The 15,348-nt window shown below is 63.3% G+C and carries 19 protein-coding genes; 5 read left to right on the top strand and 14 right to left on the bottom strand.

Going from position 1 to position 15,348, the window contains the following annotated elements; all coding sequences use genetic code 11:
* Positions 1 to 11: 11 nt before the first annotated feature.
* From LB571_RS05655 to LB571_RS05630, 6 genes are all read right to left on the bottom strand, one after another.
* Positions 12 to 386, bottom strand: coding sequence for a helix-turn-helix domain-containing protein (locus LB571_RS05655; protein ID WP_015316082.1), 375 nt, complete (start codon positions 384 to 386; stop codon positions 12 to 14).
* 4 nt (positions 387 to 390) lie between these two features.
* A complete protein-coding gene (locus LB571_RS05650) occupies positions 391 to 597 on the bottom strand; it encodes a type II toxin-antitoxin system RelE family toxin (RefSeq protein WP_141906198.1) in 207 nt (68 codons plus the stop codon).
* A 172-nt stretch (positions 598 to 769) separates the two neighbouring features.
* Positions 770 to 1,873 (bottom strand): redox-regulated ATPase YchF, encoded by a 1,104-nt coding sequence (ychF, locus tag LB571_RS05645; RefSeq protein ID WP_015316083.1) that lies wholly within the window; start codon positions 1,871 to 1,873, stop codon positions 770 to 772.
* Positions 1,874 to 1,969: 96 nt separating this feature from the next.
* A complete protein-coding gene (gene pth, locus LB571_RS05640; protein WP_140665084.1) occupies positions 1,970 to 2,725 on the bottom strand; it encodes an aminoacyl-tRNA hydrolase in 756 nt (251 codons plus the stop codon).
* A gap of 24 nt (positions 2,726 to 2,749) precedes the next feature.
* Positions 2,750 to 3,391 (bottom strand): 50S ribosomal protein L25/general stress protein Ctc, encoded by a 642-nt coding sequence (locus LB571_RS05635; RefSeq protein WP_015316085.1) that lies wholly within the window; start codon positions 3,389 to 3,391, stop codon positions 2,750 to 2,752.
* A 236-nt stretch (positions 3,392 to 3,627) separates the two neighbouring features.
* On the bottom strand, positions 3,628 to 4,056 hold the full coding sequence (locus LB571_RS05630; RefSeq protein ID WP_140617695.1) for a MarR family winged helix-turn-helix transcriptional regulator: 429 nt from the start codon (positions 4,054 to 4,056) through the stop codon (positions 3,628 to 3,630).
* Positions 4,057 to 4,207: 151 nt separating this feature from the next.
* Between LB571_RS05630 and LB571_RS05625 the strand changes: the two genes are divergently transcribed.
* Positions 4,208 to 5,065 (top strand): alpha/beta fold hydrolase, encoded by an 858-nt coding sequence (locus tag LB571_RS05625; protein WP_224592842.1) that lies wholly within the window; start codon positions 4,208 to 4,210, stop codon positions 5,063 to 5,065.
* A 69-nt stretch (positions 5,066 to 5,134) separates the two neighbouring features.
* Here the strand turns inward: LB571_RS05625 and LB571_RS05620 are convergent, their stop codons facing one another.
* Positions 5,135 to 6,376 (bottom strand): MFS transporter, encoded by a 1,242-nt coding sequence (locus tag LB571_RS05620; protein WP_224592839.1) that lies wholly within the window; start codon positions 6,374 to 6,376, stop codon positions 5,135 to 5,137.
* A 140-nt stretch (positions 6,377 to 6,516) separates the two neighbouring features.
* Here LB571_RS05620 and LB571_RS05615 point away from each other — a divergent pair, with 140 nt between their 5' ends.
* Positions 6,517 to 7,413, top strand: coding sequence for an AraC family transcriptional regulator (locus tag LB571_RS05615; RefSeq protein ID WP_224592827.1), 897 nt, complete (start codon positions 6,517 to 6,519; stop codon positions 7,411 to 7,413).
* Positions 7,414 to 7,474: 61 nt separating this feature from the next.
* Here the strand turns inward: LB571_RS05615 and LB571_RS05610 are convergent, their stop codons facing one another.
* From LB571_RS05610 to LB571_RS05580, 7 genes are all read right to left on the bottom strand, one after another.
* Entirely contained in the window at positions 7,475 to 8,410 is a 936-nt protein-coding gene (locus LB571_RS05610; protein ID WP_015316090.1) for a ribose-phosphate pyrophosphokinase, read from the bottom strand.
* Between the two features lie 155 nt (positions 8,411 to 8,565).
* Entirely contained in the window at positions 8,566 to 9,201 is a 636-nt protein-coding gene (locus tag LB571_RS05605) for a hypothetical protein (protein ID WP_140617698.1), read from the bottom strand.
* Between the two features lie 43 nt (positions 9,202 to 9,244).
* Positions 9,245 to 10,396, bottom strand: coding sequence for a M24 family metallopeptidase (locus LB571_RS05600; protein WP_015316092.1), 1,152 nt, complete (start codon positions 10,394 to 10,396; stop codon positions 9,245 to 9,247).
* Entirely contained in the window at positions 10,396 to 11,190 is a 795-nt protein-coding gene (pgeF, locus tag LB571_RS05595) for a peptidoglycan editing factor PgeF (protein ID WP_224592825.1), read from the bottom strand. The genes LB571_RS05600 and pgeF overlap by 1 nt, the downstream gene beginning before the upstream one ends.
* Before the next feature lie 103 nt (positions 11,191 to 11,293).
* Positions 11,294 to 12,382 carry a class I SAM-dependent methyltransferase gene (locus LB571_RS05590; RefSeq protein ID WP_224592821.1) on the bottom strand — a complete coding sequence of 363 codons (1,089 nt, stop codon included), beginning with the start codon at positions 12,380 to 12,382 and terminating at the stop codon, positions 11,294 to 11,296.
* Positions 12,379 to 13,239 carry a prolipoprotein diacylglyceryl transferase gene (gene lgt, locus LB571_RS05585; protein WP_224529405.1) on the bottom strand — a complete coding sequence of 287 codons (861 nt, stop codon included), beginning with the start codon at positions 13,237 to 13,239 and terminating at the stop codon, positions 12,379 to 12,381. The genes LB571_RS05590 and lgt overlap by 4 nt, the downstream gene beginning before the upstream one ends.
* Positions 13,240 to 13,384: 145 nt before the next feature.
* Positions 13,385 to 13,627 carry a BrnA antitoxin family protein gene (locus LB571_RS05580; protein WP_224592816.1) on the bottom strand — a complete coding sequence of 81 codons (243 nt, stop codon included), beginning with the start codon at positions 13,625 to 13,627 and terminating at the stop codon, positions 13,385 to 13,387.
* Between the two features lie 223 nt (positions 13,628 to 13,850).
* Between LB571_RS05580 and LB571_RS05575 the strand changes: the two genes are divergently transcribed.
* From LB571_RS05575 to LB571_RS05565, 3 genes are all read left to right on the top strand, one after another.
* Positions 13,851 to 14,153 carry an accessory factor UbiK family protein gene (locus LB571_RS05575; RefSeq protein ID WP_015316097.1) on the top strand — a complete coding sequence of 101 codons (303 nt, stop codon included), beginning with the start codon at positions 13,851 to 13,853 and terminating at the stop codon, positions 14,151 to 14,153.
* A gap of 319 nt (positions 14,154 to 14,472) precedes the next feature.
* On the top strand, positions 14,473 to 14,973 hold the full coding sequence (locus LB571_RS05570) for a YbjN domain-containing protein (RefSeq protein WP_015316098.1): 501 nt from the start codon (positions 14,473 to 14,475) through the stop codon (positions 14,971 to 14,973).
* Between the two features lie 15 nt (positions 14,974 to 14,988).
* The gene (locus LB571_RS05565; RefSeq protein WP_224529397.1) at positions 14,989 to 15,348 is read left to right on the top strand and encodes a tRNA-binding protein; all 360 of its coding nucleotides are present in this window, start codon (positions 14,989 to 14,991) and stop codon (positions 15,346 to 15,348) included.

Raw genomic sequence — 15,348 nt, 5'->3', positions numbered from 1 at the left:
CGCAACGGGCGCTATACGAGATCGTCAACCGAGACATTGAGGGCGGCGGCGATGCGCTTGATCGTGTCGAAGCTACCGTCGCGGGTGCCTGTCTCGATCTGCGAGAGATAGCCTGCGCTGATCTCAGTCTTTTCAGCGAGGTCGCGAGCCGAAATCCCGCGATGCTCGCGCCAGACGCGGATCTTATTCTCGCCGTCCAGGATGCGGTTGACGACGGCGACCGGAATAAGCTCCTCCTCGCCGGCAGTGATCTTTTGCTTGATCTGATCGTAGGTTTGAATGTCGGCCACGTCCTCCGCCGCTTCAACAAGGCTCTCGTAATCAGCGAGTGGCAGAATAGCCATACGGTCGCCATTCGGCGTGGTAATGATGGTGGGCTTGTTCATGTCCTCATCCCTCGTAGATGCTACCGCGCGGTCCGATCTCCAGAATGTCCATTACCGTGCCTTCCTGATCGAAGATAATACGGTAGTCCCCGACCCTAAGCCTGAAGCCTGGCCGGCCTTTCAGCCGTTTGACATTTTTCGCCAAGCTGGCCGGTTCGGCTGCATATTGGCCGATTTTAGCAGTGATCAGCCGAGCCGTGTTGGCGGGCATCCGCGCGCAAGCTAGAAATTTGCGTTAGCAAATAATGGGACATGGCTTTCATCGGTCTCCACCGGGTGCTGATCGGGGTAAGGCGACTTATGGTCTTCAATACCCCCGCGAGAGCTCTGCGGCAGGGATGGTGCTGTCCGACTGACGGTTGGGTCGCTCCGCCGCGACCTCCTCAGGTATTGAACTTGAACAGCATGATGTCGCCGTCCTGGACGACGTACTCCTTGCCTTCGTCGCGTGCCTTGCCGGCTTCCTTGGCCGCCACTTCGCCGCCCAGCGTGACGAAGTCGTTGTAGGCGATGGTCTGGGCGCGGATGAAGCCGCGCTCGAAATCGGTGTGGATGACGCCGGCCGCCTGCGGCGCCTTGGCGCCCTTGTGCACGGTCCAGGCGCGCGTCTCCTTCGGCCCAACGGTGAAATAGGTGATGAGCTGCAACAATTCGTAGCCGGCACGGATCACCTTGTTCAGGCCGGGCTCGTCGAGGCCGAGCGAGGACAGGAATTCCATCTCTTCCTCGTCGGAGAGCTGCGCAACCTCGGCTTCGATCGCGGCCGAAATGACGACAGTGCGGGCGCCCTGCGCTGCGGCCATCTGCTCCACGGCCCTGGTGTGCTCGTTGCCGGTGGCCGCGTCCGCCTCGGCGACGTTGCAGACGTAGAGCACGGGATGTGAGGTCAGAAGGTTCAAGCCCTGCAAAATGTGCAGATCTTCCGCCGAGATGCCGTCGAGCAGGATGCGGGTCGGCTTGCCTGCCTGCAGCAGCTCGAGCGCGGCCTCCATCATCGGCAGCACGGTCGTCGCTTCCTTGTCCTTGCTGCCGGCGCGCTTGCGGAACTGGACGATGCGGCGCTCGAGGCTGTCGAGGTCGGCGAGCATCAGTTCGGTCTCGACCGTCTCGGCGTCGGCGACGGGGTCGATGCGGCCCTCGACATGGGTGATGTCGTCATCCTCGAAGCAGCGCAGCACATGCACGATGGCGTCGACCTCGCGGATGTTGGCGAGGAACTGGTTGCCCAGGCCTTCGCCCTTGGAGGCGCCGCGGACCAGGCCGGCGATGTCGACAAAGGAGATGCGGGTCGGGATGATCTCCTTCGACTTGCCGATCGCCGCGATCTTCTGCAGGCGCGGATCGGGCACCGCCACCTCGCCGGTGTTCGGTTCGATGGTGCAGAACGGGTAGTTGGCGGCCTGCGCGGCGGCCGTCCTCGTCAGCGCGTTGAAAAGCGTCGACTTGCCGACGTTGGGCAAGCCAACGATGCCGCATTTGAAACCCATTTTATCCAGTCCTATCGGGAAAAGCGAAATTTGATGAGGCTATGGGCGATAGGGGTTGGGAACGTCAAGTCCCGTGACGCCGCATGCGCCTACGCCTCAGTCCTTGTTGCCGAAGAGTTTCTTCAGCATGGCGGCCATGGGGCCGCTTTCCGGCAGCTTGGCGACCGGCTGCTGAGGGCGGGCCTGGCGGACATGACTTTGCTGTTTCGGGCTTTGCTGTTTCGGGCTCGACTGCTTCCGCGCCGGGTTTTCCGGTTCGGCGCCGGTCTTGCCCTGGACGGCAAGGGCGGCCTTGTTCATGAAACCGGATTCGTCGCCCTTGACGATCATCGCCGCATTGTCGGCGATCGCGTCGAGCAGCGGGTCGAGCCAGTCGCGGTCGGCCTTGGCGAAATCACCGAGCACATGATGCTGGACCATTTCCTTGACGCCGGGATGGCCGACGCCGATGCGCACACGGCGGTACGCATTGCCGACATGGCCGTCGATCGAGCGGATGCCGTTGTGGCCGCCGGCGCCGCCGCCGGTCTTGATGCGCAGCTTGCCTTCGGCAAGGTCGATCTCGTCGTAGAAGACGGTGAGGGCGGAAAGGTCGAGCTTGTAGAAGCGCAGCGCTTCGCCGACCGACTGGCCGGACAGGTTCATGAAGGTCTGCGGCTTGATCAGGATGATCTTTTCGCCGCCGAGCGTGCCCTCGGAAATCAGGCCCTGGAACTTCTTCGACCAGGGTGAAAAGGAATGGCGGCGGGCGATAGCGTCCGCCGCCATGAAGCCGACATTGTGCCGGTTTTCAGCGTATTTCGCGCCCGGATTGCCGAGGCCGGCAAAGACAAGCGCTGTCTTTTCTGGCATCGTCGCCTCCGGGCGTGAAAAGAGTTACTTCTCTTCGGCGGCGGGAGCCGCTTCGGGAGCCGCGGCCTCAGCTGTCTCTTCGGTCTCCGGCTTCATCGCCGACGAACCGGCAACGGTCGCGATGGTGAAGTCGCGGTCGGAGATGACCGGCTTGACGCCGGCCGGCAGCTTAACCGACGAGATGTGGATCGAATCGCCAATGTCGGCGCCGGTGAGATCGACGGTGATGAATTCCGGGATCGCATTGGCCGGGCAGTGGAACTCGACTTCGTGACGCACGATGTTGAGCACGCCGCCCCGCTTGATGCCGGGTGACTTGTCTTCATTGATGAAGTGCACGGGAACATCGACGTTGACTTCGGTGTCCTTGCCGATGCGCAGGAAGTCGACATGGACAGGGAAATCCTTGACCGGGTCGAGCTGGAAGTCCTTCGGCAGGACCTGGATCTTCTTGCCGTCGACATCGATCGTGGCGATCGTGGTCAGGAACCCGCCGCCATGGATCTTGTAGTAGATGTCCTTGTAGGTGAGCGCGATCGCCAGGGGAGGCTGTCTGTCACCATAAATTACTGCAGGCACTTTACCGTTGCGGCGAACTGCACGGGCGGACCCCTTACCGACCTGTTCGCGCGCTTCGGCCTTGAGCTCGTAAGTATCGTGGCTCATGGCTTTTCCTTTCGCGTGTTATGGAGCGCCTACGGTTGGCAATGTACCAGGCCGTAAACGTCGAAAGCCGCCAGACCTCGATGTCCGAATGCCGGAAACCGCAGCGAGCGGATCTTTGTTCGGGATCACAAGGGGAAGGCAGCCTTCCGCCGCGTTGCCTCCAAGGGTGTCTACGCGGGTGGCGGCTCTATAGCGGAAGGCGGGCAGGCGTGCAAGCGGCGGTGGGAAGGCCGTTGCTACCGGTCGCCGCTCAACGCATCGCGCAACGCCTGGACCTGCCGGTTCAGCGTGTCGAGTTCGGCCAGCGTCATGCCCGAGCGTTCGACCAGGGTCGCGTTCAGGCAGTTGCACTGGACGAGCAGCTTGCGGCCGGCCGGTGTCAGGTCGACCTGTACCTGGCGCTCGTCGGTCTGGCTGCGCTGGCGGGTAACCAGGCCGGCCTGCTCCATCCGCTTCACCAGCGGCGTGACCGTGCTCGATTCCAGGGCGAGCCTGTGCGCGATCGTGCCGACAGACATGCCGTCGGCCTCGCCCAGCGCGTTGAGCACGAGATATTGCGGATAGGTGATCCCCATCTCGTCCAACATCGGCTTGTAGGTGCGATTGATCGCCATGCTGGTGGCGTAGAGCGTGAAGCAGAGCTGATTGTCCAGCGGGAGAGGCACGGTGGGTTCCTTTGCCGATTAAGCGCACGCATTATGTACCACGGAAAAAGATGTCGCGATACATATTTCCATGGACAAGAACCTCGAGCTGGGTTAGCGATATTGCTATCGTGATATTGTTTATCGCGATAGCAATCAAACGGAGATTGAGATGACCTCGCAGACCAAACCAGGCTCAGGCAGCGGCACGATCACCACCAAGGACGGCACGCAGATCTATTACAAGGACTGGGGAACCGGTCAGCCCATCGTGTTCCATCACGGCTGGCCGCTGAGCAGCGACGACTGGGATGCACAGATGCTGTTCTTCCTTGGCCAAGGCTACCGGGTCATCGCCCACGACCGCCGCGGCCACGGCCGTTCGACGCAGACGGATATCGGCAACGAGATGGACACCTATGCCGCCGATGTGGCTGAACTTGTCGCGCATCTCGATCTCAAGGACGCCATCCATGTCGGCCATTCGACGGGTGGCGGCGAGGTGGCGCGCTATGTCTCCCAGTATGGAGCGGGCGGCCGTGTCGCCAAGGCAGCGTTGCTCGGCGCGGTACCGCCGATCATGCTCAAGACCCCAGCCAATCCCGGCGGCCTGCCGATCGAGGTCTTCGACGGCTTCCGCTCGGGCGTCGCCGCCAACCGCGCGCAGCTATGTCTGGATGTTCCCGCTGGCCCGTTCTACGGGTTCAACCGTCCGGGCGCCGTGGTCTCGCAGGGCATTATCGACAACTGGTACCGCCAGGGCATGATGGGCGGCACCAAGGCGCATTACGACTGCATCAAGGCCTTCTCGGAAACCGATTTCACCGAAGACCTCCAGAAGATCGACGTGCCGGTGCTGGTCATGCATGGCGACGACGACCAGATCGTTCCCATCGCAGATTCGGCGCTGCTGAGCATCAAGCTGCTCAAGAAGGGCGAGCTCAAGGTCTACAAGGGCTTTCCGCACGGCATGGCCACCACCCACGCCGACATCATCAACGCCGACCTGCTGGCCTTCTTCAAGGCCTGAAGCCCTCCTGCCGGAATGGCAAAAAGCATCCGCCATATGGCGGGTGCCTTTTGCCTGGACACAGATGATTCAAGCGGCCGCTTGCGCCTTCCGGGCTTCCTTCATGTTGGGCAGGAACACCGTCAGCAGCCCCAGGAACGGCAGGTAGGAGCAGATCTGGAAGACGAAGTCGATGCCCTTCATGTCGGCGACGACGCCAAGCACCGCGGCCGCGATGCCGCCGACGCCGAAGGCGAAGCCGAAGAAGATGCCGGCGATCGTGCCGACGCGGCCCGGCACCAACTCCTGCGCGAAGACGACGATGTTGGAGAAGGCCGACGACAGGATGAGGCCGATCAGCACGGTCAGCACCATCGTCCATTCCATGTTGGCGTAGGGCAGCGCCAGGGTGAAGGGCAGGACACCGACGATCGAGAACCAGATCATCGCCTTTTGTCCATAGCGATCGCCGAAGGGACCGCCGAGCAGGATGCCCAGCGCCGAAGAGCCGAGGAAGAGGAACAGCATGACCTGCGACATCTGCACCGAAACGCCGAACTTATGGATGGAATAGAAGGTGTAGTAGCTGGCCAGGCTGGCGATGTAGGCGTTCTTGGTCAGCACCAGCAAGGTCAGCACCGCCAGGGCCCACATCACCTTGCGGCGCGGGAAGGGCGACACGAAGCTTGCCGCCTTGCGATTGCCTTGCGCGGCGCGCAGGCGGCTGTACCAGCCGCCGACCTGCCACAGGATGACGATGCCGATCAGCGAGCCGACGGCGAACCAGGCGATGCTGGTCTGGCCGAAAGGCACGACGATGAAGGCGGCCAGCAAGGGACCCATGGACTGGCCGAAATTGCCGCCGACCTGGAACAGCGACTGCGCCAGGCCAAACCGGCCGCCGGATGCGAAGCGGGCGATGCGCGAGGATTCCGGATGGAAGATCGCCGAACCGATGCCGATCAGCGAGGCGCCGATCAGCAGCAGGTAGTAGTGCCCGGCATAGGCCAGCACGACCAGGCCGATCAGCGACGATGCCATGCCCCAGGGCAGCGAGTAAGGCATCGGCCGCTTGTCGGTGACCGCGCCGATGATCGGCTGCAGCAGGGATGCCGTTACCTGGAAGGTGAAGGTCAACAGCCCGATCTGCCAGAAGTCCAGGCCGTAATTGTCTTTCAGAAGCGGATAGATGGCCGATAGCAGCGACTGCATGATGTCGTTGATGGAATGGCAGAGGCTCACTGCCAGGATGACGGTGAAGGCCGTCGCCTGGGCTGACGCGTGACTGGCGGTCGCAGGCGGCGCGACGCCGGTGGCTGTCGTATCGGTCAAGATAGGCTCCGTAGTCTTTTTGGCGGGGTTGTTCCCGCAGGCGACGTGGCGGGCGCTTCCCGCAGGCAGCCTTATAGTCCGGTTGCCAGGCGACTTCTTTCGTGGTTTGGTCCAATAGTTTCGCAAGTGGGCCATACCGAATGCCAAAAACCAGGGAAATTTTCGGCGCCGGACACACCGACCTCGAGCAATTGCACGGGCTGCGCTGGCAGTGGCTCGAGCAGGCGGTCGGGCCGGCGGTGGTGCTGCCGACCGAATATCCGGATGGCTACCACGTGCCGCACCACCACCACAGCCGCAGCCAGTTGCTGCATGCGCTGGTCGGCGTCGTGCTGGTGACGACGCGGCATGGGCGCTGGATGGTGCCGCCGGACCATGCGATGTGGATTCCGGCCGGCATCGAACATTCCGTCGAGATGCTCGGCGACGTTTCGATGCGCTCGGTCTATGTCATGCCGCAGGCGATCCCGGGCCTGCCGGAGGGCATGCGCGTCGTCGGCGTCACCGACCTGATGCACAGTCTTATCGTGGAATCCGAGAAGCTGCCGCAAGGCAGCGAACTGGAAGGGCGCGGTGGCCTGATCATGAACCTGCTGCTGCATGAGATCCCGCAATTGCCGGAGCGGCCGCTCGGCCTGCCGTTCCCGTCGGATCCCAAACTGGCGGCGCTTTGCCGGCGTTTCGTCGCCGCACCCTCACCGCACGCGACGATCGACGAATGGGCCGATACCGTCGGCATGAGCCGGCGCACCTTCACGCGGGCCTTCCAGCGGCAGACCGGCCTGTCGCTGTCGACATGGCGCCAGCAGGCCTGCCTGTTCGCGGCGCTGCCGAGGCTCGCCGATGGCGAGCCGATCACGCGGGTGGCGCTCGATCTCGGCTATGACAGCGTGCCGGCCTTCATCACCATGTTCAAGCGCATGCTTGGCTCCTCGCCGCGCGGCTATATGCGCGGCGCGCGTGATGCCGGCGAAGGCATGCGGCGAGCCCCGGCCCGGCTGGAGGCGCCGACGCCATCGGCCTTGCCGCAGGAATAACTTGGGCCGCAGGAATAACTTGGGCCGCAGGGGTAACCTGGGCCGCAGGGATAACTGGTTTTCAGTCGAACAGGCTCGAGACCGATTCCTCGGTCGCCGTGCGCGAAATGGCTTCGCCCATCAGGTCGGCGATCGAGATGACGCGGATGTTGGGCGCGTCGAGCACGCCTTGCGTCGGCTGGATGGAATCGGTGATCACCAGTTCCTGTAGCTTCGAGCCGCTGATGCGAGCGACCGCGCCGCCCGACAGCACGCCGTGGGTGATATAGGCGGTGACGCTGGTGGCGCCGTTGGCTAGCAGTGCGTCGGCGGCATTGCACAGCGTGCCGCCGGAATCGACGATGTCGTCGATCAAAAGGCAATCCTTGCCGGCGACCGCGCCGATGATGTTCATGACTTCCGATTCGCCGGGACGCTCACGGCGCTTATCGACGATGGCAAGTTGCGCGTCGAAACGCTTGGCAAGCGCACGCGCACGCACCACGCCGCCAATATCGGGCGACACGACGACGACATTGCCGAGTTGCTTGTACTTCGCCTTGACGTCACGGGCCATCACCGGCACCGAGAACAGATTGTCGGTGGGGATGTCGAAAAAGCCCTGGATCTGGCCGGCATGGAGATCCAGCGTCAAAACCCGGTCGACACCTGCACGGGTGATCATGTTGGCGACCAGCTTGGCAGAGATCGGCGTGCGCCCGGAAGCGCGGCGATCCTGCCTGGCATAGCCGAAATAGGGAATAACCGCCGTGATGCGCTTGGCCGACGAGCGCATGAAGGCGTCGATCATGATGAGCAGTTCCATCAGGTGATCGTTGGTCGGGAACGAGGTCGACTGCAGGATGAAGACATCCTCGCCACGCACGTTTTCCTGGATCTCGACGAAGATTTCCTGGTCGGCGAAGCGCCTGACACTGGCCTTGCCCAGCGGGACGTTGAGATAGCGGGCGACCGCTTCGGCCAGCACCCTGTTGGAATTGCCCGCGAAGAGTTTCATGCACCGTTCCTGGTGGAGGACGGAGAGGCCTGACGGACTCTCCTGCACCTTTTAACCGGGCTTTTAGCGGCCCGCGCGGCTATTGCAAGCGCCGAGATCGTGAATCCGCCGGCTAAGCCTAAGAAAGCTGTTCGGCATCACCGGCTGGCAACACCTCAGCTCGCCTTGCCGCTGAGAAAGGCCGCAAACTGGTCGATGGTCTGGTCGGCGATCGCCTGCATGGTGGCTGGCGAGACCGACTTCCAGCTGTCGGCGCCCGCGCTGTCGCCGGAACCGGTGGAAGGCGCCTTCATCTGGCCGTTGATACGGTGCAGCCGGTTGCCGGATGGGTCGTAGACATCCCAGACATAGATGACCGTGGTGTCCTTGCCCTCTGTCATCGCCGAGAAGTAGCCCTTGAGCACATGGGTCGCGGTCTGGTCCTGGCTGCCGGCCAGCGTAATGCCGCGCTGCCTGGCGCGTGTCTGCAGTTCCGCCGTCAGCGGCGTTGCGGCTTCCACCGAAGCGCCGACGATCGGCGCGATCTGCAGCCGGGTCTTCGCCAGGATGGCGGCGGCCTGGGCCGAAGTGATGGGCGCGGGCGCGCCCGCCGTCGTGGTGGCCGTCGCGGCCGTGGATGGCGCCGGGGCGGGAACGGTGGCGGCAGCGCTGCCTTGCGTGGCCGGTGCGGGCTGCGCCGAGGCCGCCGGCGGGGTGATGGCGGAAGGTTCGAGGACGTCCTTTGCGTTGGTGCAGGCGGTCAAAGCCAATGCCACAAGCAATGACACGGTCGTCACATGCGATCGTCTCATTTGCCTTCTAACTCCTTGGCGAAGAACGCCTCCCATTATGGATTCACTGCACGATCAAGTCGAGATCATGGCGGGACAGCGGCTTCGGCTGGGATTCGGTGGTCAGGTAGGTGCGGCCAAGCGTCATCGCCGTCTCGGTCTCGGAGTCCATGATGATCATGTGGGCAAACAGCGTCATGTTCGGCGCGATCGGCTCGGGATTGCCCTGGTAGAACATCGGCATGTCCATCCAGGACGGCGTGAAGCGGGCGCCGACCGAATAGCCGCAGGCGTTCAGCCGGTGCTTGGTCAGCCCGTGCGCTTCCATGGTGCGGGCATGGGCGTCGAACACATCGCCGAAGCTGTTGCCCGGCGTCATCGCCTTTTCAACGGCCAGAAGTGCCGCGCGTGCGGCGTCGAACAGCTCCTGATGGCGCTTGGAGACCTTGCCGGTCAGCACCGTGCGCATCATCGGCGCATGGTAGTGATGGAAGACGCCGGCCCATTCGAGCGTCAGCTGGTCGTTCTTGGTGAGCTTGCGGCGGCCGGCCTTGTAGCGGCACAGCAGCGCATCGACGCCGGAGCCGATGATGAACTCGTTGGCCGGATAGTCGCCGCCGCCGGCGAAGATCGCGCCCTGCATGGCGGCCAGGATCAGCGCCTCGTCGCCGCCCTGCTTGATCAGCGGCAGGGCCGCGTCCAGCGCGTCGTCGGAGAGATTGGCTGCCTTTTCGGCCTTGGCGACCTCGGCCGGGCTCTTGAACAGGCGCAGCCGCCCGACGATGCCGGAGGCGTCGGCGATCTGGCCGAAGGTCTGCAACTGCTCGTCCAGGCGGCGGCCATTATAGGCGGTCAGGCCGTGAGTGTCGTATTCGACGCCGATGCGGGCGCCGAGCAGGTCGAGTTCGTTAAGCAGGTTGCGCAGGTCGACCGCGGGATTGGCGCCGTCGCGGTCGGTCCACAGCACAATGTTGTCGATGATCGAGGTTTGGCGCGCCTGGCGCAGATCGGCCGAGCGGGTCAGCAGCACCATCGAGCCGTCGGCCTTGACCACCAGGCACTGGAAGAAACAGAAGCCGAACGTGTCGTAGCCGGTGAGCCAGTACATGCTTTCCTGGGCGAACAGCAGGATGGCGTCGAGCTTTTTCTCGGCCATCTCTATCATCAGCCGGTCGCGCCGCGCGTCGAATTCGGATCGTTCAAAATGCAGCGCCATTATACCTTCTCCAAAACGATTGCCGAAACCTGCCGGCCATAATCGGGCTCCCTGCGGTGCGTGGTGCGCCGGTAGGAGTAAAACAGATCTTCCTCGGCATAGGTGCAGCGGCCAAGGCCATCGGCCGTCACACCAGCCTTGGCCAGCCGGTCGATCGTGTAGCGGTTGAGGTCGAACATCGAATGGCCGGCATGGGCCGAAGGCACGAAATACCGGGCATTTTCGCTGTCGGCCTCGACGAAGCGGGCGACGAATTCGGGCCCCACTTCGTAATTGTCGGGGCCGATGGAAGGGCCAAGCACGGCGATGATGTTTTCGCGCCGGGCGCCGAGGCTCTCCATGGCGGCAATGGTGTTTTCGAGCACGCCTGACAAAGCGCCTTTCCAGCCGGCATGCGCGGCGCCGATGATGCGCGCGCCGGCATCCGCGAACAGAACCGGGCCGCAATCGGCGGTTGAGGCCCCGATGGCGATGCCCTGCCGGTCGGTGACGATGGCGTCGGCCTTTGGCCGCTCGCCGGCAAAGGGTTCCCTGGCGACGATGACGTCGGGCGAATGGACCTGCCAGGCGGTCAGCAGATGATTTGCGGGCACGCCTATCCAGGCGGCGACACGGGCGCGGTTCTCGGTCACCAGTGCCTGGTCGTCATCCGACCCGGTGCCGATGTTGAGGCCCCGGTAGATGCCCGTGGAGACGCCGCCGATGCGGGTGAAATAGCCGTGGCGGATGCCTTGTGCCTGTGCCTTGTCCAGCAGCGGCGACCGAATGGGATCCGGTTTGGTCTGATTGAGCATGCGGGCGTTGTTGTCCGTGTGGGCGGTTTCGTCAAGGAAAAGCGGCCGGCAGTCCGGCGGCTCTTTTACCGGACGGGAGATTGGGAGGGGTAGCGACGAAAAGTCAATCCGCCGTTGCGAAGGGCCTGACGGAGACGTCGCGTGGAACGACGGCCAGGACCTTGAAGAGTTCGCCCATCGCTTGCGGCCCGGCGAGCCGTTCGACGGCATCCGATATGTTGTCGCGTGCCGCCTGGCCGGCATCGGCGCCCAGCTGGCCGGCGCGCTCCAGAATGCCCATGCCGAGCAGGAAATTGCCCTGCGTCGACAGATGGGCATCGAGACCATGCGCGCGCACGATCGCTGCAAGAGCGGCGAAATCGACATGGGACGTAAGGTCTGCCTCACCGGGATTGGCCAGCACATCTTCGTGATTGTGCCGGCGCAAGGCCTGCAGCGTGTCGCCGACGCCGGGCCGCAGATGGCCGTAGTCGAGGAATAGCCCGGCGCCGCCATGAGCCGCCATGCGCTCAGCGATCGCCGCCATCAAGGCGGTGCGGGCGGGCGCGATTTCGACGATCGCGCCTTGCGGCGCGTCGGCCGCATCCCTGGGCAGCAGCGTCGGGTCGACCGAGCCGGCGCCGGCGAAGAAGCAAAGATTGTCGGCATCGTCCAGGCCGACCATGCGCTCGCGCCAGTCGGCGCCGGCGCGGATGAACTGGCGGATCGGCACGGCATCGAACAATTCGTTGCCGACGATCAACAGCGGTTGATGGGGCAGGGTCTCGATCGCTTCATGCCAGTCTATCGCGAAGGGTGTCGCTCCAAGCGTCTGCTTCTGGATCTCGGCCAAGCGCGGACTGGTCTCGATCATGGCGAAGGCGGCGCCATTGGCCAAGGCCGGATCGAGCCGCGACAGAGTGCGCAGCATGTCCTTCATCAGCGTGCCACGGCCGGGGCCGATCTCGGCGACGGTGACCGGCATCGGCCGGCCGATCGCCGCCCAAGCCTGATAAAGCCAGACGGCGACGAGTTCGCCGAACATCTGGCTGATCTCCGGCGCGGTGATGAAGTCGCCGGCCGCGCCGAACGGCTCGTGCGTGGTGTAATAACCATCGCGCGGATCGAACAGGCACAGCGCCATGTATTCGTTGATGGGCATCGGACCGACCGCCTCGATCAGGTCGACGATACGAGCCTTCAGCCGCGTCATGTCGCCTGCGGCTGCGCTTGCGTCATCGGCTTGGCCGTCGCCATCGCCCAGATGCCGGCCAGCACCATCGGCGTCGACAGGATCATGCCCATGGTCAGCCAGTTGGTGCCGAGGAGATAGCCGAGCTGCTGGTCGGGTTCGCGGAAGAACTCCACGAAAATTCGTGACAGGCCGTAGCCGCAGATGAAGGCGCCGCCGACAAAGCGCGGTGTCTTCAGCTTGAGGCGCGAATGGGTAAGGATGCGCAGCACGACAAACAGCACCAGCCCTTCGAGCAAGGCCTCGTAAAGCTGGCTCGGATGGCGGGTGAACGGACCGCCATTGGGGAATTCGATCGCCCAGGGCACATCGGTGGGCCGCCCCCAGAGCTCGGAGTTGATGAAGTTGGCGACGCGCACGAGACCGAGACCGACCGGCACGCCAGCTGCCACGACATCGAACAGCGACCAGGTGCGGATGCCGCGCTTTATGGAAAACAGCGTCATGGCGAGGATGACCCCGAGCAGGCCGCCATGAAAGGACATGCCGCCTTGCCAGACAGCGAAGATGTCGAGCGGATGGGCGATATAGCGCGCCAGGTCGTAGAACAGGACATAGCCGGTGCGGCCGCCCAGAACCACGCCAATGGCCGCCCAGACAATGAAATCGTCGAGATCCTCAGGCTTCATCGGCAGGACGCCGTCGGGCCAGAGTTTAGGATTGGCGGCGAGCCGCTTGGCATACCACCAGGCAAACAGGATGCCTACGATGTAACCGATGCCGTACCAGTGCACCGCCAGCGGCCCGATCTGGACGAGGATCGGATTGATATTGGGAAAAGGCAGCGAAGCCAGCGGCAGCAGGAAATATTCGTTCAACGGGGAGCTCTCGGTTGCGATCGGCGCGGACCATGCGGCAGGGTTTTGGCAGGGTCAAGGCAAGGTCACGGGCGTCAATGCTGCGGGAACAGATTCGGGTCCGGGAACAGATTCGCTTCCAGCTCCGTCGCCGGGGAAGCCGTGCTTACCCCCTGGGCTTGGCGGCCACCACTTCGCGCAAGGCGTCGTTGATCCTGTCCTGCCAGCCGGGACCATCTTCCTGGAAATGATCGAGCACGGCCCGGTCGATCCTGATCGAGACAAGCTCGCGGGCATTCGGTGCGGTGGAGGGTTCGCGAGGCGGGGCCGCGGCCGGTTTCTTGACCGGCTTGAAGACTGCTTCGGCGGCTTCCGTCGGATTTGTCGGTCTGCGCGGGGGCGTTGCCATTGGTGATCCTGATTGAAACGTGCGTGAAGGGAGACGAGGGCCTTACAATAGGCGAGTTGCCGCTACCAAGTACAGCTTCGGAGCCGTTCGAGAGGCTCCTGCAGGACCCGCGCCCATCATGCGGGACGTGCGCCATAGCAGCGCGGAGGCCGCATCGGGTCCCAACGTTCTTGCATTCCTGGCGCCACGTCACTAATTCAAATCAAGCAAGCGAGGATTTGCCATGTCGACCGGACCGAACCGCATTCTCGATGAATTCGCCAAGCTGATGACCGATGCCGCCGGTGCCGCTCAAGGCGTGCGGCGCGAGGTGGAGACGGCCTTCAAGGGCCAGGCGGAACGCATCCTCAACTCCATGGATGTCGTGCAGCGCGAGGAGTTCGAGGCCGCGCGCGAGATGGCCGCCAAGGCGAGGGAAGAAAACGGCAGGCTCGCCTCGCGCATCGAGACGCTCGAGGCCAGGATCGCCGAGCTGACCGGTCAGGCCACACCTGCGGCGCCGGCGAAGCCCAAGCCGAAAAAATAATTCGTTAAACTTTTCCACAAAGCACCAGCCTGAAAATCGCTTTGCCGTGAATCGCTTACCGGCATTGCGTGACTCTTTGTGACAGGCACCTTTCCACATGCGAATGACGCAGTGCGAAAAATTGGGCTGTTCACGCGACTCCCGATCAATAGACTGAATTTGTTGCATGATTCGGAGCAGGGTCATGCAACCGGGCGGTGGGGTTCGGTCTGGGGTCTTTGCGTTGATAAGTCCCGGCCGTCCGAGTTCTAGACAAGATTGTTCGTCGTGTGTGCCCCGCGGAGCGTGTGGCGCTCCCCCTGAACACAGGAAGCATTCCATGGAACTTCTCGAACTCGAATTTTCCCGCGAAATCCATCCGGTGGATGTGATCGAGCAGGTGGCCCACAACAATGACTGGTCCTTCGAACGGGCCGGCGATGACGAAATCTCGATCTCGGTTGCCGGCAGCTGGACCGACTATCACGTCTCCTTCTCGTGGATGGAGGATTTCGAGGCGCTGCACCTTGCCTGCGCCTTCGACATTAAAGTGCCGGAAGCCCGCACGCTGGAAGTGATGCGGCTGTTGTCGCTGATCAACGAACAGATGCTGTTCGGCCATTTCGACCTGTGGGAGCAGGAAGGCGCGATCATGTTCCGCCAGTCGCTGCTGCTCGCCGGCGGGGTCGAACCCTCGAGCCAGCAGGTCGAGGTGCTTTTGTCCTCGGCGCTGGAAGCCTGCGAATGCTATTTCCAGGCTTTCCAGTTCGTCGTCTGGTCGGGAACCTCGGCCAAGGACGCGCTGGCCGGCGTGCTGTTCGAGACCTTCGGCAACGCCTGAGCAGAAGCGTTCGACATGGGTTCAAACAACGAGCGCAAGCCTGAAATCAGCTTCGCCGATTTCGATCGTGTCGACATCCGTGCCGGCACGATCGTCGAGGCCGAACCGTTTCCGGAGGCGCGCAAGCCGGCCTTCAAGCTGAAGATCGATTTCGGACCCGAGATCGGAGTGAAGAAGTCCTCGGCGCAGATCACCAAATATTATACGCCCGAGACCTTGATCGGCCGCCAGGTCTTCGCGGTGGTCAATTTCCCGCCGCGCCAGATCGGCCCGTTCATGTCGGAAGTGCTGACGCTCGGCTTTCCCGATGAAGAGGGCGCCGTGGTGTTGGGCGCCATCGAGCGCAAGGTGCCGGACGGCGGCAGGCTGTTCTAG

The sequence above is a fragment of the Mesorhizobium sp. BR1-1-4 genome (assembly GCF_020165375.1).
GTDB lineage: Bacteria > Pseudomonadota > Alphaproteobacteria > Rhizobiales > Rhizobiaceae > Mesorhizobium > Mesorhizobium australicum.
The sequence above is the reverse complement of the archived record's forward strand: the minus strand, read 5'-3'. Positions and strand labels throughout refer to the sequence as shown.